The following is a 20,281-nucleotide window of genomic DNA, read 5'->3' on the forward strand; positions in this document are numbered from 1 at the left end:
GTTTAATTAAGAAGGCTAGGCTGGGGCACGGTCATTTTTTCAAATCTCTCCTTAGGCGCGCTGCAACGTATTGGAACCATATCGAGACTTCGGACGACGTAGTTAGCAGACACACCATTCAATAACCAGCAATCACTTGAAGCCTCGGAGGCCTCATGGACATTAACACTCAGCTCAAAACTGCACCTGCGCAATATCCCTCGACCGATAATCCTTACGCGAACTACAGCGACAGCGCGCTCATCAAACATCTGGAGAACAACTTCGAACACTTTGCTGACCCAAGGCACAACAATCAGTTTGTCACGAAACACTCTCTTACAGACGTCGCAGAGCGTGACAAGAACAGTCCAGACTACAACAAAGAAAACTCTGATTTCGCGCGCAAACTTTTGGCCTCAAAGCAACTGCTAACCGACATCACCGACTACAAACGCCCAGCCGAGAATGACGATGGTGTATTCATCAGCAAGTCAGATTCCAGGCTGTTCAACTCATATAAAGACCAGACCTCAGTTTCGTATTAAATGGTTGAGTTTTGCATGACGCCGAACGGTCGGTGGAAACGGTTACCAGTGGCAACCGGCAAAAACGAGTGGCGGCGATGACGAGACCTCATCCATCCACGTCAGGGCAGTGCCGCCGAACAGGGTGTTGTGATGATTCGTGGTCGACGGGAATACAGCCCAGGTCACATGCGTGACGGACAAGTCGGTACGGCGCTGGATTTCTTCGAGGCGGGTGGTCTGGACACACATCGAAAAACAGACAAATTACAGGCAACAAAAAAGCAGCCCGTAGGCTGCTTTTTTCTGCATCGGGAAGCTGGACTTAAGCCAGTTTTTCCTTAATGCGAGCTGCTTTACCGGACAGGTCACGCAGGTAGTACAGCTTGGCTTTACGTACGTCACCGCGACGCTTAACGGCCATGCTGTCGATTTGCGGGCTGTAGGTCTGGAAAGTACGCTCTACGCCAACACCGTTGGAGATTTTACGAACGGTGAAAGCACTGTTTACGCCGCGGTTACGCTTGGCGATAACAACACCTTCGAACGCTTGCAGACGCGAACGGTCGCCTTCCTTCACTTTCACCTGAACGACAATGGTGTCGCCCGGGGCAAAGGTAGGGATCTCTTTGGTCATCTGCTCTGCTTCGAGTGCAAGGATGATTTTGTTAGTCATGCTGTGCTCCTAAGGTAAGTCGTCGGACCTACCATCGATACGTTGTTAACTATCGTCCCGCTCGTGGATATATTCCTCGAGCAGCTTCTTCTCTTCTCCAGAAAGCGAGCGGCTTTCCAGAAGATCGGCGCGTCGTTCATAGGTCCGACCAAGGGACTGCTGTAAACGCCAACGCCGGATGTGTGCGTGATTGCCACTTAGCAATACGTCGGGAACACGCTGATCCGCATACACCTCCGGTCGGGTGTAGTGCGGGCAATCCAGCAAACCATCCGTGAAGGAATCTTCCTCCGCGGAGTCCGCATGCCCTAAAGCTCCAGGCAGCAGTCGTGTAACCGCATCTATCAGGACCATCGCCGGCAGCTCGCCGCCAGACAGGACATAGTCCCCAATCGACCACTCTTCATCGACATGAGCGTCAATAAAACGCTCGTCAATGCCTTCATAGCGACCGGCAATCAGGATTAAACTTTCCTCATTCGCCAACCCGCGTACCGCCGACTGATTCAGTTGACGGCCTTGAGGGGACAGGTAAATTACCTTCGCCTTCTCCCCGGCTGCTGCCTTGGCCTGAACCAGAGCATCTTCCAGGGGCTTGATCTTCATCACCATGCCCGGGCCACCGCCAAATGGGCGATCGTCCACAGTGTGATGTCGATCCGTCGTGTAGTCTCGCGGATTCCAACAGGTGAGCTGCAAGAGCCCCTGTTTCACCGCCCGACTGGTGATGCCGTACTCGCTGATGGCGGAAAACATCTCGGGAAACAAACTGATCACTTCTACGCGCAAATTAGCCACGCTTAGAAGTCCGCGTCCCATTCCACCTTCATCTCGCCCGCGGCCAGGTCGACGGCCAACACGCATTGCTCGGTATACGGCAACAGGCGTTCGCGATCATCCAGGCTGCCAGCGCAAGGCTTGACCACCATTACATCATTGGCGCCGGTTTCCAGAAGATGATCGATTTTCCCGAGCAATTGCCCAAGTTGATCAATGACCTTCAGACCTTCCAGCTGGTACCAGTAGTACTCGCCGTCGGTCAATTCAGGGAACAGGTTGCGTGGCACGCAGATCTCATAACCGGCCAGAAGGCGTGCTTCTTCACGATCATCAAGACCCTTGAGCTTTGCGACCAGGAACTTGTCGTTCCCGCGTCCACTGACCAGCTCGACCTGTTTCACATTACCTTCGCGCTTGAGCGTCCAGGTTTTGTACTGCAACAGGTTTTCAGTCGGATCAGTAAAGGAATACACCTTCACTTCGCCGCGAACGCCATGAACAGAATAAATCTTGCCGATAACGATCAAATCATCAGCAACAGCTGGCGTCGCGTTCATATTGCTCAGGCCGCGGCCTTAGCCGAATCCTTCAGCAACTGAGCAACACGCTCAGAAGGCTGTGCACCAACGCTCAGCCAGTAGGCTACGCGCTCTTGGTTCACGGACAGACGGACTTCTTGACCACGAGCAACAGGGTTGAAGAAACCAACCTGTTCCTTGTGCGAACCGTCGCGCGGGTTGCGGCTGTCGGTTACGGTCAAGTGGTAAAACGGGCGCTTTTTGGAGCCGCCAAGGGCAAGACGGATTGTTAGCATGTGAACATCGTTCCTGTAGTCGGTGCTGCAAATCTAAATGCACAGCGGGCATAGGTGCCCGAAAGGCCGCATATTCTAAGGAATATCCGGACTTTTGCAAATGTCTTTTTCTGGCGCCTATCAGCGTGCCATTCAGATCTGCTATAGAGCCGTCGGTTAAAACGGCGAGTCAGCTCCCGCCAACCGCGGGTTTGCTGGAGATCCCACGTCCCCGTGGGAGACGTCGACATGACTGCCGACGTGGATTCTTTACATCTTAGGCATGCCGCCGCCGGGCAACATTCCGCCCATGCCGCGCATCATTTTCGCCATTCCGCCTTTTGCGGAGAATTTCTTCATCATCTTCTGCATCTGCTTGTGCTGCTTGATCAAGCGGCCGATGTCCTGCACCTGGGTGCCGGAACCCATGGCGATCCGGCGCTTGCGCGAACCACTGATCAGTTCAGGGTCGCGGCGCTCGGCCGGGGTCATGGAGTTGATGATGGCTTCCATCTGCTTGAATTGTTTCTCTGCCGCACCTTGGGCATTGCCCATTTGCGCCAGGTTCACACCGCCCATGTTCGGCAGCTTGTCCATGAGGCCGCCCAGACCGCCCATGCTCTTCATCTGTTGCAACTGGTCGCGGAAGTCTTCGAGGTCGAAGCCCTTGCCCTTCTTTAGTTTCTTCGCAAGCTTGTCGGCCTTGTCCTTGTCGAGCGTGGCTTCAGCCTGCTCGATCAGGCTGAGCACATCGCCCATGCCGAGGATTCGCGAGGCGATCCGCTCAGGGTGGAACGGCTCAAGCGCTTCGCTCTTCTCGCCCATACCGATGAACTTGATCGGCTTGCCGGTAATGGCTCGCACCGACAAGGCGGCACCGCCACGGGCATCACCGTCGACCTTGGTCAGGATTACACCGGTCAGTGGTAGCGCATCACCAAAGGCCTTGGCGGTATTGGCCGCGTCCTGACCGGTCATGGCATCGACCACGAACAGGGTTTCCACCGGGTTGATCGCGGCATGCAGCGCCTTGATCTCGCCCATCATCTCTTCATCGATGTGCAGGCGACCGGCGGTATCGACGATGACCACGTCGATGAATTTCAGCGTGGCTTCTTTAATAGCCGCCTGGGCGATGTCAACCGGCTTCTGGCTTAGGTCGGACGGGAAGAAGGTCACGCCGACTTCGCCTGCGAGCATCTCCAACTGCTTGATGGCCGCCGGGCGATAAACGTCGGCCGACACCACCATCACGGATTTTTTCTTGCGCTCTTTAAGGAAGCGCGCGAGCTTGCCGGCGGTGGTGGTTTTACCCGCACCTTGCAAACCAGCCATCAGCACCACGGCCGGAGGCACGGCACTGAGGTTCAAGTCTTCGTTGGCCGCGCCCATCAGGCTTTCGAGTTCGGCCTGGACGATCTTCACGAAGGCCTGGCCCGGGGTCAGGCTGCGGGACACTTCGGTGCCGACCGCACGCTCCTTGACCGCGTTGACGAAGTCCTTGACCACAGGCAAGGCGACGTCGGCTTCCAGCAACGCCATGCGCACTTCACGCAGGGTGTCTTTAATATTGTCCTCGGTCAGCTTGGCCTTGCCGGTAACATGGCGCAGCGTCTGCGAGAGACGGTCAGTCAAGTTTTCAAACATGCGCGATCCTTTCAGGCCCTATTCATCGAAATGCATTGGTAGACCGAGGTAATGGCGGCCCAGGCTGTGGTAAATCGCTATTAAAAACAGCGCTCGGCGAGCCTGCGGCGTGGGCAGGTCGCGGATTATAGCGAAGACTGCCGCTATGCACACCCGCTGTCTGGCCCGGTGGTCTTTCGTGGAACGCAGGTGTATGCCAAACTCAGCGGCTTTCGGGCTTGCCTAACAGGATTTATGCTCCCTTTGTCACCCAGTTTGCTCACCAGCCTCGCCGCCGCCGTGCTGTATGCCGCTGCGACTCTCTACCAGGGCACTCGCCTGGCCCAATGCGCCAAGGCGGACAAGCGCCTGCTGGCAGGCCTTGGCGCCCTCGCCGTGCTGGCCCACGCTGCCAGCCTGTTTACCCACCTGATGACACCGGTGGGCCTGGGCCTGGACTTTTTCAGCGCTGCCAGCCTCATTGCCGCGGCAGTCATCACCCTGACGCTACTGGCCTGTTCGCGGATTCCGGTGGAAAACCTGCTGGTGCTGCTATTCCCGCTGGGCATGCTAACGGTGCTGCTGGCGCAATTCGCGCCGTCGGGCACCGTACAGGTAATAGATGAAGAACCGGGCATCCTGGCGCACATTCTACTGTCGATCCTCGCCTACGGCATGTTCACCATTGCGGTGTTCCAGGCCTTGCTGCTGCTGGTGCAGGATCACCAGCTCAAGCACAAGCACCCGTCCGGGCTGATCAAGAATTTTCCGCCGCTGCAAACCATGGAAAGCCTGCTGTTCGGCTTCCTTTGGGCCGGCTGGACCCTGCTGTCGCTGTCGCTGATCTCCGGCTGGCTGTTTGTCGAAAACCTGTTCGCCCAACACCTGGTGCACAAAACCCTGCTGGCGTGCCTGGCCTGGGTGGTGTTCAGCGTGCTGCTGTGGGGGCGTAATCGCCTCGGTTGGCGCGGGCATAAGGCAATCCGCTGGACCCTGGCCGGCTTCTGCCTGCTGATGCTGGCGTATTTTGGCAGCAAGCTGGTTCGCGAATTCATCCTGCATATCTGACGGGCAGCGATCATGGACAACTTGCCCTTGGGGCCGATGCTCGCGGTAGTGGCCTTGCTGATTTTATGGTCGGGGCTGTTTACCGCTATCGAAGCCGCCCAACACCATTTGCTGGCCCTGCGCCCTGGCACCCGCCAGGGAGACAAGGCCGCCGCCCGCCTGAACTTCCCGCGTAACAGCCTGATCCTTTGCAATACCTTGTGCCGCGCCGTGGTCGTGATTCTCTGCACCTTGCTGGCGATCTACGCCTGGGCCGAGAACGGCCCCTGGCTCGGCTGGCTGATCTCTTGCGCCGTGCTGCTCGTGCTGGCCGACTACCTACCCCGTATCCTGGCTACCCGTCACCCCCACGCCGTGCTGGGCTTTGGCAATACGCTCCTGGGTGTACCGCTGAAAATCCTTTATCCCCTGGCCTGGCTGCTCAATGGCATCAGCCTGTTGCTACTGCGCCCATTTGCCCGCAAGGCCGGCGTCGTCAAGAAAAACGACGAGCCACAACCCGACTACAACGATGAGCCGCACCCCGAAACGCCCAATGGCCGGGAGCCAGGCATCCATGCTTTGGACAACATCACGGTCAATGACATCCTGCTGCCCCGCAGCGAAGTGGACGGCATCAATCTGGATGACTCCATCGAAGAAATCATCGAGCAACTGCGCACTTCCCAGCGTACCCGACTGCCCGTCTTCCACAGCGACATAAACCAGGTCGAAGCCGTACTCAACACCCGCCAGGTCCAGCACCTGCTGCCGGATGCCCGCCTGACCAAGGACACATTGCTTGCGGCCTGCCACGAACCTTACTTCGTCCCGGAAAGCACGCCCCTGCAACTGCAGCTGCTGAACTTCCACAAGCAGCAGCGGCGCCTGGGCATGGTGGTAGACGAATACGGCGAAGTGCTGGGCATCGTGACCCTGGAAGACATCCTCGAAGAAATCGTCGGCGAATTCGAAAGCGAGCACAGTGTGGATAACCCGCACATTCATCTGCAATCGGACGGCCGCTACGTGATCGACGGCGCCGCTTCCATTCGCGAGTTGAACAAGAGCCTGGGCTGGCACTTGCCCAGCGACGGCCCCAAGACTCTCAACGGCTTGGTAACCGAAGCCCTGGAGACCATTCCGGATTGCGCGGTGTGCCTGAAAATTGGCCGCTATCGCCTGCAAACTCTCGAGACCGAGGATAATCGGGTGAGCAAGGTGCTGGTCTGGCATACCAACACCGTGCCGATAGCTGTTTAGATCCCTCCTTGAATACACTCGGTCAATGTGGGAGCGGGCTCCCCCCAAAGATCCGTGCTCGCCCACTTGTCTGATCCCTAAGCCCCTTCCTATAATCCCCACGGCTTACAGCCCCGCCCGACCGTGTGCTACCCGCACTGAACGCGTCCAGGCACCGCTTTATCGTGTCTGACCGGTACGCGCTCCTATCCCGAGCCGGCCCGCGCACTACCCTGATCAATGGGTGTTCGACCAATAATAATCCGCGTCCAAACGCGCAATGACCGTCAGGGATACCTCAATGAGCACCACCTATAACGAGGCCGCGAGCGCCGCGCCGACCAACTCGACAGCCCGGGTTGCCACCGCGAGCATCGTCGGCACCGCCATCGAGTTCTACGACTTCTATATCTACGCCACGGCCGCCGCATTGGTGATCGGCCCGGTGTTCTTCCCCCAGACCTCAGGCACGGCGCAGATGCTGGCGTCGTTCCTGACCTTCGGCATTGCCTTTATCGCCCGGCCTTTGGGTTCGGCGCTGTTTGGCCACTTCGGTGACCGGATTGGCCGCAAGTCGACCCTGGTGGCGTCCTTGCTGCTGATGGGTATCTGTACCACGCTGATCGGCTTGCTGCCCGGTTACGACACCATCGGCGCCTGGGCGCCGATCCTGCTCTGCGTGCTGCGCTTCGGCCAGGGCCTAGGTCTTGGCGGGGAATGGGGCGGCGCGGCGCTGTTGGCCACCGAAAACGCGCCAAAGGGCAAGCGCGCCTGGTTCGGCATGTTTCCGCAGTTGGGCCCATCGATTGGCTTCCTCGCGGCCAACGGTTTGTTCCTGATCCTGGCGATGAGCCTGAACGACGAGCAGTTCCGCAGTTGGGGCTGGCGCATCCCGTTCATCCTCAGCGCAGCGCTGGTGATGGTTGGTTTATATGCGCGGCTGAAGCTGCATGAAACCCCGGTGTTCGCGAATGCCGTGGCCAAAGAAGCGCCAGTGAAGGTGCCGCTGGTGGAACTGTTCAGCCAGCACTGGTTGCCGGTGTTGCTCGGCGCAGCTTCGATGGTGGTGTGCTACGCACTGTTCTACATCACCACGGCGTTTTCCCTGAGTTACGGCGTTTCCACCCTGGGCTACAGCCGCGAAACTTTCCTCGGGCTGCTGTGTTTTGCCGTGCTGTTCATGGGCGCCGCGACCCCCTTGGCCGCTTGGGCCAGCGACCGTTATGGGCGCAGGCCGGTGCTGATTGTGGGCGCGATCCTGACCATCCTGTCGGGCTTCACCATGGAGCCGTTGCTGACTCACGGTTCAACCTGGGCCGTAGCACTGTTCCTGTGCCTGGAACTGTTCCTGATGGGCGTGACCTTCGCACCGATGGGGGCGATGTTGCCAGAGTTGTTCCCGACCCGCGTGCGTTATACCGGCGCTTCGGCGGCGTATAACCTGGGTGGGATCGTGGGCGCGTCGGCGGCACCCTTCTTCGCGACCAAGTTGGTGGCGATGGGTGGCTTGAGCTATGTCGGCGGGTATGTGTCAGCGGCAGCAGTGATCAGCCTGATAGCTGTGCTGTGCCTGAAAGAGACGCGGGACAATGATTTGAATCGGATCGGCTGATACATGATCGTTCCCACGCGGAGCATGGGAACGATCAAATGTTCAAGAGCGCGTTTAGAGCTCTACGACAACCGCCTGAGAAGCACGGGTCGCCTTGGCCCGCGCCGCTTCAATCGACTCATCCCGTGCCAACGCCACGCCCATGCGGCGCTGGCCATTGATTTCTGGCTTACCAAATAGACGCAACGCGGTATCCGGCTCACTCAGTGCAGCCCCCAGGTTGGCGAACGCGGCCTGGGTCGACTGCCCTTCCACCAGGATCACCGCCGAAGCCGATGGACCGAACTGACGGATCAATGGGATCGGCAGGCCCAGAATTGCCCGCGCATGCAGGGCAAACTGCGACAAGTCTTGGGAAATCAGGGTCACCAGGCCGGTATCATGCGGCCGTGGCGATACCTCGCTGAACCACACCTGATCACCCTTGATGAACAATTCGACACCAAACATGCCACGGCCGCCCAGCGCTTCAGTCACAGCCTTGGCAACACGCTCGGATTCGGCCAGGGCAACCGGGCTCATGGCCTGAGGCTGCCAGGACTCCTGATAGTCGCCCTTCTCCTGACGATGCCCAACCGGTGCACAGAAGGTGGTGCCACCGACGTGGCGCACGGTCAGTAGGGTGATCTCGTAATCGAAGTCGATAAAGCCTTCGATGATTACCCTGCCCTTGCCAGCGCGACCGCCTTCCTGAGCGTAGTCCCAGGCTTTGTGCACGTCATCGGCACTGCGCAGCAGGCTTTGGCCCTTGCCCGAGGAGCTCATCACCGGCTTGACCACGCAGGGGAAACCCAAATCGTCGATAGCCTTGCGGTAGTCTTCGAAGGTGTCGGCGAAGTGGTACGGCGAGGTCGGCAAATCCAGCTCTTCAGCGGCCAGGCGGCGAATACCTTCGCGGTTCATGGTCAACTGCGCAGCGCGGGCGGTAGGGATCACGGTGAAGCCTTCGGCCTCCAGCTCCACCAGGGTGGCAGTGGCGATGGCTTCGATTTCCGGGACAATGTAGTGCGGCTTCTCCGCCTCGATCACCGCGCGCAGGGCCGCGCCGTCGAGCATGTTGATCACGTGGCTGCGATGGGCAACCTGCATGGCCGGCGCGTTGGCGTAACGATCCACGGCAATCACTTCAACGCCCAGGCGTTGCAGTTCGATTACCACTTCCTTGCCCAGCTCACCGCAGCCACACAGCAAAACGCGGGTCGCGGTTGGCGACAATGGAGTTCCGATTCGGGTCATCTCAGGTCCTCAGGGGAGCGGGTCGTAGGGAGAAAGGCCGGCATTTTACATGAACTGTAAGAATTGGCCTCAGTTGGCGACACGCTGCTTGCGTAAACGCCAGGCCATGGCCAGCCAGACCACGGTCACTCCGGCAAATTTCGAGGCCAGCGCGGTGCCCACCACTGCCGGTGTGAGCGCGCCGATCAGGCCGAAGAAGATGAAGGTATCCAGAGGAATACTCAGCGCCGAACTGATCCACAACCGATCATGGAGCGGGCGCTTGGTGATGCTGAACACCAACCAGTCGATGCACTCGGAAACCGCGAAAGCCGTGGCGCTGGCCAGGGCGATGGATGGGTCGGAGGTCACATAGGACAGTACCAGCGCCGCCAGCATGGCGATGATCGCACCGTGACCGAAGCGGATTTGCACCATGTCGCGCAATATGAACACCAATCCACCCCAGGCAGACCAGATGACATCCAGGTGCGGGGCCGTGGAAAAGGCGAAGTTGATCAGCACGACACTGCTGATATAGGCAATCAGGAAGAGCATAAGAACGAAGAAACCTGTACCTGTAGGAGCGAGCTTGCTCGCGAAAAACATCAACGATTATGCGGGGTTCCAGACTATACGCGGTGTTCTTGCGTTTTTCGCCGGAACGCCGCCCGCAGACAAGCTCGCGCCTACAGGGGTAACGATCATTTTGCAGGCGTCATCCATATCATCCCACTCGCCACCGCCCGCTCATGGCACAAGCCCAGCACTGCCCGGCGCTCGGCATTGTCCATGCGGCCCCAACGGGTGATTTCAGCGGCGGTGCGCTGGCATCCAGTACAAATATCATCGTCATCCAGCGCACAAATACTCACGCAAGGTGAGCCGACTGGACGTTCCGCAACAGTCATTCTTCCTGCTCGACCAGATCTCGCGCATAGCGCTGTGAGTTATGCACATAGTGCGCGGCACTGGCCTCCAGCATGTTCTTCTGGGCCTCGGTCAGTTCCCGCACGACCTTGCCCGGCGACCCCACCACCAGCGAACCATCGGGTATTACCTTGCCTTCGCCAATCAGCGAGTTGGCGCCGATGATGCAATGCTTACCGATCTTCGCGCCGTTGAGGACTACCGCATTGATGCCGATCAGGCTGTAGTCATCAACCGTACAGCCATGCAACATGGCGTTATGGCCGATGGTTACGCCGGTGCCCAGGGTCAGCGGGAAGCCCATGTCGGTGTGCATCACGCTGCCGTCCTGCACGTTGCTGTTCTTGCCAATCAGGATCAGTTCGTTATCGCCACGCAATACCGCATTGAACCAGACGCTGGCGCCCTCCTCCAGTTTGACCTTGCCCACCAGCGTGGCATTGGGTGCCACCCAGCTTTGTGGATGGGTCTCGACTTGGGCGTCGCCCAGGCGGTATTTCATGGTGTGGTCCTCACGGCTTGCCATACGACACGATGGCTCAAGTGTTGATAAAACCTTTCGGCGGACGATGCAGGCTGATATTGGCATCGTCATAGAGCAGGTTGATCAGTTCGACAATCATGATCGCCGTCAGGCCCCAGATCTTGTACTCGCCAAACCGATAGCTGGGCACGTACCAACTGTGGCCCTGATAATCGATTCGGTGGGTGTGTTCGCGGGGATCCTGGCGAAAAAAATCCAGGGGCACACTGAAGACGGCGGCGATTTCGGCGTCATTGGCCAGGTATTCAACGTAATCGGGAATAATGCCGACATAAGGAGTGACCCGAATGCCATGCAGGGAGATCAAGGGACTCAAGGGGCCGATCACTTCCACCAGCCCCGGCGGCAGGCCGATTTCCTCTTCGGCCTCACGCAAGGCGGTGAACACCAGGTCTGGGTCTCCCGGGTCGCGCCGGCCGCCAGGAAACGCCACTTCGCCCCCATGGGTCGACAGGCCGCTGGCGCGCAGGGTCAGGATCATCTCAGGTTCGTCACTGCGGGTAATCGGTACCAGAACAGCGGCTTCAGGGAAACGGGCGTCAGTTTCCAGCGTGCGTGGTGTGTGATTGCTTACCCGGCGAAGTAGCTCGTCCAGCATGAGTCATCTCGATCTGTTGGCTACCTTGCATCATGCACCAAAGCGGGCGGGCGCCCAACCCCAAAACCCGGACGTGGCACTAAACGACAACTTGCAGGGCTAACCCTGCCACGCCAAGATAGGCGCACTCGTCAGGAACTCCAGCATGAACTTCTGCAGCCAGTGCGGTAAATCGGTCACCCAGCGTATTCCCGAAGGCGACGCTCGCCTGCGTTTTGTCTGCGATCACTGTCAGACCATTCACTATCAGAACCCCAATATCGTCGCCGGTACCGTGCCAGTCTGGGGCAACCAAGTGCTGCTGTGCCGCCGCGCCATCGAGCCACGCCTGGGTTTCTGGACACTGCCCGCAGGTTTCATGGAAAACGGCGAGACCGTGGAACAGGCCGCCATGCGTGAAACCATGGAGGAAGCCTGTGCCCGGGTGCGCAACCTGAGCATCTATACCCTGATCAATGTGCCGCACATCAGCCAGGTGCATATTTTCTACCGCGCCGAGCTGATTGATCTGGATTTTTCCGCAGGTATAGAGAGCCTGGAAGTCCGGTTGTTTGATGAAGCCGACATCCCTTGGTCCGAGCTGGCTTTCCGCACGGTCGGGCGTACCTTAGAATGCTTTTTCGCTGATCGTCGGCAGCAGTCATACCCGGTGCGCAGCGAATCGGTACCACCATTGACTGCATTGGCAACCTAACAATCCAGGCAATACGTAGTCTTTCAAGGGATATCGTTTGATGCGTTGGTTGCTTGCTCTGATCTGTCTGTCGTTCGCTACACTGTCGCCAGCCTCCATCCTGGAAACCCTGGGCGGTAAACCTGTCGAAAAGATCCTGGTCCTCAAGTCCGCCCATCAGTTGCAACTGATCAACGACGGCAAGCCCCTCAAGACCTACCGTATTTCCCTGGGCAAGAATCCCAAGGGACCCAAGCTCCTGGAAGGCGACCGCAAAACCCCTGAAGGCCTCTACTGGATCGACTGGCGCAAGACCAGTGACCGCTTCAACCTGTCCATGCACATTTCCTACCCCAATATCAGCGATGCAGCCCGCGCGCGCCGCGAAGGCGTCAGGCCGGGCGGCATGATCATGATTCACGGCACCCCTGACGCCGAGGACTACCCGGAGGCATGGTTCCACACCCTGGACTGGACCGACGGCTGCATTGGCATGCGCAATGTCGACATGCGTGAAGTCTGGAACCTGGTCAAGGACGGCACGATGATCGAGATTCGGCCGTAACCCTCTACCGTTGGTAAAAAACTTAAAAAAAATCCCAGCCTTCGGCATTGCCTGCCGGTGAATACCAGTTCACCTGGCATGCACCGCCCAAGGCGGCGCGCCCCTGTCGTAAAAAATACCTCTCTAATACCACTTTCGCCCGCCCCCCATAAAACCATCAGTAAATGCGCACCTGATCAATTTGAGTGGCATTGACATGGTATTTAAGTGGTATTAATTTTCGATCACCACCGGGCGACAACACTCCAATAACCGCATCGGAACCCTACAGATGAACCCGATCCAGGCCTTGCGCCCCGACGACAAACAATCCACGCCGCTGTACCTGCAACTGGCCCGTAACCTGGAAGCCGCGATTCATGCTGGCCAATGGAAGTCCGAGCAGGCCCTGCCATCGGAACGAACCCTCAGTGAGCAGTTGAGTATTTCGCGAGTCACCGCCCGCAAGGCGCTGGAAGTGTTGTTCGGCCAAGGCCTGATCCGTCGCAGCCAGGGTTCCGGCACGTTTATAACGCCGCGCCTGGAACAACCGCTGTCGCGCCTCTCGGGTTTCAGCGAGATGCTGCGGCTCAAGGGGTTTGTGCCCAGTTCCCAATGGCTGGAACGGGACATCACCGCGCCGACCCATGAAGAACTGATCCGCCTGTGCCTGTCGCCCACCGACAAAGTGGCGCGGCTCAAACGCCTGCGCAAGGCCGATGACACGGTCATGGCCATCGAAATGACCGCCATGCCAGCCTCGGTCCTCCCACACCCGCAAGCCATCGGCAGTTCGCTCTACGAATATCTGGAAGGCGTCGGCAAACCCATCGTACGCGCCTTGCAGCACATCCAGGCGATCAACGCTTCGGATGAATTCGCAGCGCTCGTCGGTATCGCGCCAGGCACCGCCATGCTGTTGATGACCCGGGTGGGTTATACCGCCGACAACATGCCCATAGAAATCACCGACACCTACTGCCGCAACGACTACTACGACTTCGTCGCAGAGCTTCGACGTTAGAAAACCGCGCTGTCATGACTTTGCCGCCCCATTGCGAGACTTAGAGAACTGCCCATGTCCGAAGACAACATCCTCACGCCTCAAGGCTGGATTCGCGGCCGCCTGGTGCACCTGCACGGCAAGGTCACTGCCATTGAAGGCAGCCCTTGCGAGCCGTCCGACAATGAACTGCCCTACCTGCTACCGGGTTTTATCGACCTGCACGTTCACGGCGGTGGCGGCAAAGACATCATGGAGGGCGCACAAGCCTTCGAAACCATCACCCGCACTCACGTGCGGTTTGGTACCACCTCGCTGCTAGCCACCACCATGACCGCGCCGGCAGACGAAATTTCCAGCGTACTGGACGCCCTCGGCCGCTTCTGCGAAAACCGCCCGACAGGCAGCGCCCGTGTACTAGGTGTGCACCTGGAGGGCCCCTACATCAACCCAGGTAAACTTGGCGCACAGCCGAATTTCGCCCACACCGCGTTGATGGCCGAAGTTGAAGAATACCTGCGCCTGGCACCGATCAGGGTGATCACCATCGCCCCGGAAATCGCCGGCCATGACGCGTTGATCCGCGCCCTCAGCGAACGGGGCGTACGTATGCAGATCGGCCACACCCTGGGCAGCTACGAAGAAGGCGTTGCCGCTCTTGCAGCCGGCGCCACCAGCTTCACCCACTTGTACAACGCCATGAGCCCGCTGCATCACCGCGAGCCGGGCATCGTCGGCGCGGCGCTAGCCCACGCGCAGTACGCCGAGCTGATCCCGGATTTGTTGCACGTTCACCCAGGTGCCATGCGCGTGGCCCTGCGCTCGATTCCGTGCCTGTACTGCGTCACCGATTCCACCGCCGCCGCCGGCATGCCCGACGGTGAGTACAAGTTGGGCAGCCACACCGTGACCAAGTGCCTGGGCGGCGTGCGCCTGGCCGACGGCACCCTGGCCGGCAGCACCCTGACCATGGATCAGGCCCTGCGCAATCTGGTGAAGATCGGCCTGCCCATCAGCGAAGCCTCACAACGACTGTCGCAATTTCCCGCCGACTATCTGGGCCTGACAGAGCGCGGCCGCCTGCAACCCGGCAGTTTTGCCGACTGCGTGCGCCTGGACCGCTCCCTGAACCTCACCGACGTAATGGTCGAAGGAGAAACCATTGACTTCAAAAATGCTTGAAGAGGCCCTGTCCTCCTGTGAAGCCGTCGAGGCCCAATTGCAACACCTGTCCCCGCTGCTGGAGGAGGTCGCCGGCCGCCTGCGCCGCCAGCCGCCGCAGGTGGCAATGACCATCGCCCGCGGCAGTTCGGACCACGCGGCCAGTTACTTTGCCTACCTGACCATGCAGCACTTGGGCATTCCGGTGGCGTCGTTGCCGATGTCGGTGGTGACCATGCTGCAATCGCCGCTCAAGGTCAGCGGCCAGGTGGCCTTCGGTTTTTCCCAGTCGGGGCAAAGCCCGGACCTGGTCAACAGCCTGCGCCTGTTGCGCAAGCGTGGAGCCTTGAGCATTTCCATGGTCAACGCCGAGGATTCGCCGCTGCAAGCCGCGTGCGAGTTCCATATGCCGCTGTGCGCCGGGCCAGAAAAAAGCGTCGCGGCCACCAAGAGTTTTATCGCTACCCTGAGCGCCAGCGCCCAACTGATCGGGCACTGGAATCAGGAAGATGAGCTGCTGCAAGCCTGCCAAGCCCTACCCGATGGTTTACGCGAGGCCGCCAAACAAGATTGGCACATGGCTATCGACGCCCTGCGGGACTGCCAGCGCCTGATGGTCATTGGTCGTGGCGCCGGCTTTGCGATTGCCCAGGAAGCTGCGCTCAAACTCAAGGAAACTTCGGCGATCCAGGCCGAAGCCTTCAGCAGCGCCGAAGTACGCCATGGGCCGATGGCCTTGATTGACGAGAACTACCCACTTCTGGTGTTCGCTCCCCGAGGTGCCGAACAGGCCGGGCTATTGAGCCTGGCGTTGGAAATGCGCCAACGCGGCGCTCGCGTGCTACTTGCGGCACCGGACGATATCGCCGAACGCGACCTGACCCTGAGCCGCGCCGAACATCCGGCCCTTGATCCAATCCTGGCTATCCAGAGCTTCTACGTGATGGCCGCTGGCCTGGCCGAGGCCCGGGGCATGGACCCGGACCAACCCCGACACCTGAGCAAAGTCACCCGTACCCACTGAGTTGATTTCTGCGTTTTCCTGATGAGTACCGTGCCCATGTCCTACAACAATAATGACCTCACCCTCAGCGCCCCCCTTAGCGGGCCGGTACTGACCCTGGGCAACGTTCCCGACGAAGTGTTCGCCAGTGGCGCCATGGGCGATGGCATTGCCATCGACCCGCTCAACGATTGCCTGCATGCGCCGTGCGACGGCGTGGTGGCTCATGTCGCCCGTACCGGCCACGCCCTGACAATTCGGGCCGACAACGGTGCCGAAGTGCTGCTGCACGTGGGCATCGACACCGTCGAACTGAAAGGCGAAGGTTTTACCATGCTAGTGAAGGAAGGCGCGCGGGTCAGTAATGGCCAGGCGTTGGTGCGCTTCGACCTGGACCGTATCGCCCGTCAGTGTAAAAGCCTGGTCAGCCTGATCATCCTCACCAATGGCGAACAGTTTGAGTTACGGCCCGTCGCCTTGAACACGGTCAAGGTCGGCGAAGCACTGTTGCGGGTGGTTTCGCGCCAGGCATCCACGGCACAGGTTTTGGCGAGCGAGGAGACCCTCGCCGAAGCCAGCGCCAGCATCCGTGTCACCCACCGAGGCGGACTGCATGCGCGCCCTGCCGCGCTGATCCGCAAGACAGCCCAGGGCTTCAGCAGCCAGGCACAGCTGCATTTCGCCGGCAAATCGGCGTCGTGCGACAGTTTGATTGGCTTGATGGGCCTGGGCATCGGTGAACGGGATGAAGTGCAGGTCACATGCCGAGGCCTGGATTGCGAAGCGGCGGTGCAGGCGCTGATCGCCGCTTTGTCGGTAGCGGTCAGCGAAGCGCCTCACACCCCTGAGGCTGTCATCCCGCGCCTGGCCAATACCGAAGCCGGAGTATTGCAAGGCGTGTGTGCCGCGCCCGGACTCGTCTGTGGTCCGCTGTTTCGGCTGAATGGGGTCGAGTTGCCGCAAGACCCGGGCAACCACTCGGCCCATGAGCAATTGCAGCACCTCGAGAGCGCCCTGGAACAGATCCGCAGTGAAATCCACAACACCCTGAATCACGCCCGTCAGCGTAAGGCCGTGGAGGAAGAAGACATCTTCGCCGCCCACCTGGCGCTGCTGGAAGACCCAGCCCTGTTGGAAGCCGCCACCAACACCATCAAGCAGGGCAGCGCCGCCGCCCATGCCTGGCGCGATGCGATCCAGGCCCAGTGCGCAGTATTACTGGCCTTGGGCAAACCCTTGTTCGCCGAACGTGCCAACGACCTGCGGGACTTGCAGCAACGAGTGCTGCGGGCGTTGCTGGGCGAGGCTTGGCATTTCGACTTGCCCGCTGGCGCCATTGTCGTCGCCCATGAATTGACCCCCTCGGACCTGCTGCAACTGAGCGAGCAAAACGCCGCCGGCATCTGCATGGCTGAAGGTGGCGCAACCTCCCACGTAGCGATTCTGGCCCGGGGCAAAGGCTTGCCCTGTGTGGTCGCACTGGGCGCGCAAGTACTTGATGTACCGCAAGGCCAGCGCGTCGTGCTGGACGCCTGCAATGGCCGCCTGGAACTGACACCGGACGAAGCCCGCCACGTCCAGGTGCACCAGATCCGCGACGCGCAGAAACTACGGTGCCAGCAGCAACAAGCCGAGGCTCAAGCGCCGGCCAACACCCTCGACGGCGTGACCATTGAAGTGGCCGCCAATGTGGCCTCCAGCACCGAAGCCCAGGTGGCTCATGAAAACGGCGCCGACGGTGTCGGCCTGCTGCGCACCGAGTTCCTGTTCGTCGACCGCCGCACCGCTCCCGACGAGCAGGAACAGCGCCAGGCCTACCAGGCAGTGATGGATGCCATGGGCGACAAGTCCGTGATCATCCGCACCATCGATGTCGGCGGTGACAAACAACTCGACTACCTGCCGCTGCCCTTTGAGACCAACCCGGTGCTCGGCCTGCGCGGCATTCGCATGGCCCAGGTGCGCCCGCAGTTGCTCGACCAGCAACTGCGCGCCCTGCTCCAGGTCAGCCCGCTGCAACGCTGCCGAATCCTGCTGCCGATGGTCAGCGAAGTCGACGAGTTACTGCATATCCGCCAGCGCCTAAATGAACTGTGCGCCGAACTGGGAGTGACCCAACGCCCGGAACTGGGAGTGATGATCGAAGTGCCGGCTGCCGCGCTGATGGCCGAACAACTGGCCGAACATGCCGACTTCTTGTCCATCGGCACCAACGACCTGTCCCAGTACACCCTGGCCATGGACCGTGACCACGCGGGCCTTGCCGCACGGGTCGATGCGTTGCACCCGGCACTGTTGCGGCTGATCGCCCAGACCTGTATCGGCGCGGCCAGGCATGGGCGTTGGGTCGGTGTGTGCGGCGCCCTGGCGTCTGACCCGTTGGCCACGCCGGTGCTGGTTGGCCTGGGGGTCAGCGAGCTGTCTGTCAGCCCGCCGCAAATTGCCGAAATCAAGGACCGCGTCCGCCACCTGGACGCGGCGCAATGCCGGCAACTGAGTCAAGGCCTGCTCAACCTGAGCAGCGCCAAGGCCGTTCGCCAAGCCTGTCAACACCACTGGCCGCTGAGCTGACAACAACAAGAAAAAGGAGATCCGCCATGTACCAATACTTTATCGAAGGGCTACAACGCCTGGGTCGCGCACTGATGCTGCCCATCGCCATCCTGCCGATTGCCGGCCTGCTGTTGCGCCTGGGCGACACCGACCTGCTGAACATCGCGGTGATGCACGACGCAGGCCAGGCGATCTTCGCCAACCTGGCGCTGATCTTCGCCATCGGTATCGCGGTCGGTTTCGCCCGGGACAATAACGGCACCGCAGGGTTAGCGGGCGCCATCGGTTACCTGGTGATGGTCTCCACCCTCAAGGTGATGGACGCCAGCATCAACATGGGCATGCTCGCCGGTATCGTCAGCGGCCTGATGGCTGGCGCGCTGTATAACCGCTTCAAGGACATCAAGCTGCCGGAGTATCTGGCATTCTTTGGTGGGCGGCGATTTGTACCGATTGTCACCGGGTTTACCGCAGTCGGCCTGGGGGTGATCTTTGGCTTGATCTGGCCACCGATCCAACACGGCATCAACAGCTTTGGCGCATTGCTGATGGAAAGCGGCAGCTTGGGCGCGTTCGTGTTTGGCGTGTTCAACCGCCTGCTGATCGTCACAGGCCTGCACCATATCCTCAATAACATGGCGTGGTTTGTGTTCGGCAGCTTCACCGACCCGGTGACCGGGGCAGTGGTGACAGGCGACCTGACCCGTTACTTTGCTGGCGACCCGAAAGGTGGCCAGTTCATGACCGGAATGTTCCCGGTGATGCTGTTCGGCCTGCCCGCAGCTTGCCTGGCGATGTACCGTAACGCCCTGCCGGAGCGGCGCAAGATCATGGGCGGGATTTTCCTGTCGATGGCCCTGACCTCATTCCTTACGGGGGTGACCGAGCCTATCGAATTCGCCTTCATGTTCCTCGCGCCGCTCCTGTACTTGCTGCATGCATTGCTGACCGGCTTGTCGATGGCCATTACCAACCTGCTGAACATCCACTTGGGCTTTACCTTCTCCGGTGGTTTCATCGACATGATCCTCGGCTGGGGCAAGTCTACCAATGGTTGGCTGGTGGTACCGGTAGGCTTGGCTTACGCGGTGGTCTACTACACCGTGTTTGATTTCTGTATCCGCCGGTTCAACTTGAAGACGCCGGGGCGCGAAGACATCCAGGTGGTACAAACTGAAGTCATGACCGACAACCAACGCGCCTCTGCCTATATTCGTGCGCTGGGCGGTGCGGACAATCTACTGAGTGTCGGCGCCTGCACCACACGTCTGCGGCTGGACATGGTGGATCGCAACAAAGCGGTGGATGCCGAGCTGAAAGCGCTGGGCGCCATGGCAGTGGTTCGGCCGGGCAATGGCGGGAGCCTGCAGGTGGTGGTTGGACCGCTGGCGGACAGTATTGCCGACGAGATTCGCTTGGCAATGCCGTCGTTTGTTGCGGCGGCTGCGGCGACAGTTGCGCCTGTGGATAAGCCGGTTTTGGTCAATGAACAGGACGCGCAAAAATGGCTGGATGCCTTGGGCGGCCGAGGTAATGTGCGCCAGTTGGAAGCGCTGGCGATGACCCGATTGCGGGTGGAACTGGGGGATGGTTCAGTGCTGTCCGAGGCGCGACTGACGGCGCTCGGTTGCCAGGGTGTCAGCCAGCTCGACAGTGGCGCTTGGCACTTGCTGATTGGTGACAAGGCCGCGGGATTGGGTGAGGCATTGGAGCGGTTGATTACCCGCCCGATCAACGCCTGACTGATCGTTCCCACGCTCTGCGTCCCGCCGCTG

General features: G+C 59.9%; 21 protein-coding genes and 1 pseudogene. 11 read left to right on the forward strand and 11 right to left on the reverse strand.

Annotated features, from left to right (window positions below; genetic code table 11):
* The first annotated feature begins 155 nt into the window (after positions 1–155).
* The gene (locus tag GIR22_RS11770) at positions 156–527 is read left to right on the forward strand and encodes a hypothetical protein (protein ID WP_154743497.1); all 372 of its coding nucleotides are present in this window, start codon (positions 156–158) and stop codon (positions 525–527) included.
* A gap of 25 nt (positions 528–552) precedes the next feature.
* On the opposite strand, the pseudogene GIR22_RS11775 reads toward GIR22_RS11770, so the two are convergent.
* The 6 genes and pseudogenes from GIR22_RS11775 to ffh form a co-directional block, all read right to left on the reverse strand.
* Positions 553–758 (reverse strand): annotated as a pseudogene (locus GIR22_RS11775) (hotdog domain-containing protein); the annotation flags it as partial.
* 73 nt (positions 759–831) lie between these two features.
* The gene (gene rplS, locus GIR22_RS11780) at positions 832–1,182 is read right to left on the reverse strand and encodes a 50S ribosomal protein L19 (RefSeq protein ID WP_003175895.1); all 351 of its coding nucleotides are present in this window, start codon (positions 1,180–1,182) and stop codon (positions 832–834) included.
* 45 nt (positions 1,183–1,227) lie between these two features.
* Entirely contained in the window at positions 1,228–2,001 is a 774-nt protein-coding gene (gene trmD, locus GIR22_RS11785; RefSeq protein WP_154743498.1) for a tRNA (guanosine(37)-N1)-methyltransferase TrmD, read from the reverse strand.
* Positions 1,983–2,519 carry a ribosome maturation factor RimM gene (gene rimM, locus GIR22_RS11790; protein ID WP_008014731.1) on the reverse strand — a complete coding sequence of 179 codons (537 nt, stop codon included), beginning with the start codon at positions 2,517–2,519 and terminating at the stop codon, positions 1,983–1,985. Before rimM ends, trmD begins: the two co-directional genes overlap by 19 nt.
* A 5-nt stretch (positions 2,520–2,524) precedes the next feature.
* Complete coding sequence (rpsP, locus tag GIR22_RS11795; RefSeq protein WP_045059142.1) at positions 2,525–2,776, reverse strand: 30S ribosomal protein S16; 252 nt, start codon at positions 2,774–2,776, stop codon at positions 2,525–2,527.
* A gap of 249 nt (positions 2,777–3,025) precedes the next feature.
* Entirely contained in the window at positions 3,026–4,402 is a 1,377-nt protein-coding gene (ffh, locus tag GIR22_RS11800) for a signal recognition particle protein (RefSeq protein ID WP_154743499.1), read from the reverse strand.
* A gap of 234 nt (positions 4,403–4,636) precedes the next feature.
* Here ffh and GIR22_RS11805 point away from each other — a divergent pair, with 234 nt between their 5' ends.
* The 3 genes from GIR22_RS11805 to GIR22_RS11815 all read left to right on the forward strand — a co-directional run bounded on the left by GIR22_RS11805 (position 4,637) and on the right by GIR22_RS11815 (position 8,282).
* Positions 4,637–5,449 carry a cytochrome C assembly family protein gene (locus tag GIR22_RS11805; protein ID WP_154743500.1) on the forward strand — a complete coding sequence of 271 codons (813 nt, stop codon included), beginning with the start codon at positions 4,637–4,639 and terminating at the stop codon, positions 5,447–5,449.
* A gap of 12 nt (positions 5,450–5,461) precedes the next feature.
* Positions 5,462–6,691: a transporter associated domain-containing protein gene (locus GIR22_RS11810; protein WP_154743501.1), complete on the forward strand. Its 1,230-nt coding sequence runs from the start codon at positions 5,462–5,464 to the stop codon at positions 6,689–6,691.
* A gap of 280 nt (positions 6,692–6,971) precedes the next feature.
* Positions 6,972–8,282 (forward strand): MFS transporter, encoded by a 1,311-nt coding sequence (locus GIR22_RS11815; protein ID WP_154743502.1) that lies wholly within the window; start codon positions 6,972–6,974, stop codon positions 8,280–8,282.
* Positions 8,283–8,336: 54 nt separating this feature from the next.
* On the opposite strand, the gene purT is transcribed toward GIR22_RS11815, so the two are convergent.
* The 5 genes from purT to GIR22_RS11840 form a co-directional block, all read right to left on the reverse strand.
* Entirely contained in the window at positions 8,337–9,518 is a 1,182-nt protein-coding gene (gene purT / locus GIR22_RS11820) for a formate-dependent phosphoribosylglycinamide formyltransferase (protein ID WP_154743503.1), read from the reverse strand.
* 69 nt (positions 9,519–9,587) lie between these two features.
* The gene (locus GIR22_RS11825) at positions 9,588–10,055 is read right to left on the reverse strand and encodes a VUT family protein (protein WP_154743504.1); all 468 of its coding nucleotides are present in this window, start codon (positions 10,053–10,055) and stop codon (positions 9,588–9,590) included.
* Positions 10,056–10,201: 146 nt separating this feature from the next.
* Positions 10,202–10,408, reverse strand: a complete 207-nt coding sequence (locus GIR22_RS11830) for a DUF1289 domain-containing protein (protein WP_154743505.1) — start codon at positions 10,406–10,408, stop codon at positions 10,202–10,204.
* A complete protein-coding gene (locus GIR22_RS11835; RefSeq protein WP_154743506.1) occupies positions 10,405–10,929 on the reverse strand; it encodes a gamma carbonic anhydrase family protein in 525 nt (174 codons plus the stop codon). The genes GIR22_RS11830 and GIR22_RS11835 overlap by 4 nt, the downstream gene beginning before the upstream one ends.
* Positions 10,930–10,966: 37 nt before the next feature.
* Entirely contained in the window at positions 10,967–11,569 is a 603-nt protein-coding gene (locus GIR22_RS11840) for a CoA pyrophosphatase (protein WP_154743507.1), read from the reverse strand.
* A gap of 145 nt (positions 11,570–11,714) precedes the next feature.
* Between GIR22_RS11840 and GIR22_RS11845 the strand changes: the two genes are divergently transcribed.
* The 7 genes from GIR22_RS11845 to nagE all read left to right on the forward strand — a co-directional run bounded on the left by GIR22_RS11845 (position 11,715) and on the right by nagE (position 20,248).
* Complete coding sequence (locus GIR22_RS11845) at positions 11,715–12,263, forward strand: NUDIX hydrolase (RefSeq protein WP_154743508.1); 549 nt, start codon at positions 11,715–11,717, stop codon at positions 12,261–12,263.
* A 40-nt stretch (positions 12,264–12,303) separates the two neighbouring features.
* Positions 12,304–12,807 (forward strand): L,D-transpeptidase family protein, encoded by a 504-nt coding sequence (locus tag GIR22_RS11850; protein ID WP_154743509.1) that lies wholly within the window; start codon positions 12,304–12,306, stop codon positions 12,805–12,807.
* Between the two features lie 271 nt (positions 12,808–13,078).
* Positions 13,079–13,810 (forward strand): GntR family transcriptional regulator, encoded by a 732-nt coding sequence (locus GIR22_RS11855; RefSeq protein WP_154743510.1) that lies wholly within the window; start codon positions 13,079–13,081, stop codon positions 13,808–13,810.
* Positions 13,811–13,864: 54 nt separating this feature from the next.
* Complete coding sequence (gene nagA, locus GIR22_RS11860) at positions 13,865–14,971, forward strand: N-acetylglucosamine-6-phosphate deacetylase (RefSeq protein ID WP_154743511.1); 1,107 nt, start codon at positions 13,865–13,867, stop codon at positions 14,969–14,971.
* Complete coding sequence (locus GIR22_RS11865) at positions 14,964–15,974, forward strand: SIS domain-containing protein (RefSeq protein WP_377664837.1); 1,011 nt, start codon at positions 14,964–14,966, stop codon at positions 15,972–15,974. The genes nagA and GIR22_RS11865 overlap by 8 nt, the downstream gene beginning before the upstream one ends.
* Before the next feature lie 36 nt (positions 15,975–16,010).
* Positions 16,011–18,524, forward strand: a complete 2,514-nt coding sequence (gene ptsP / locus GIR22_RS11870; protein WP_154743513.1) for a phosphoenolpyruvate--protein phosphotransferase — start codon at positions 16,011–16,013, stop codon at positions 18,522–18,524.
* A 26-nt stretch (positions 18,525–18,550) separates the two neighbouring features.
* On the forward strand, positions 18,551–20,248 hold the full coding sequence (nagE, locus tag GIR22_RS11875; protein ID WP_154743514.1) for an N-acetylglucosamine-specific PTS transporter subunit IIBC: 1,698 nt from the start codon (positions 18,551–18,553) through the stop codon (positions 20,246–20,248).
* Positions 20,249–20,281 lie beyond the last annotated feature (33 nt).

The sequence above is a fragment of the Pseudomonas karstica genome (assembly GCF_009707515.1).
Lineage (GTDB): Bacteria > Pseudomonadota > Gammaproteobacteria > Pseudomonadales > Pseudomonadaceae > Aquipseudomonas > Aquipseudomonas karstica.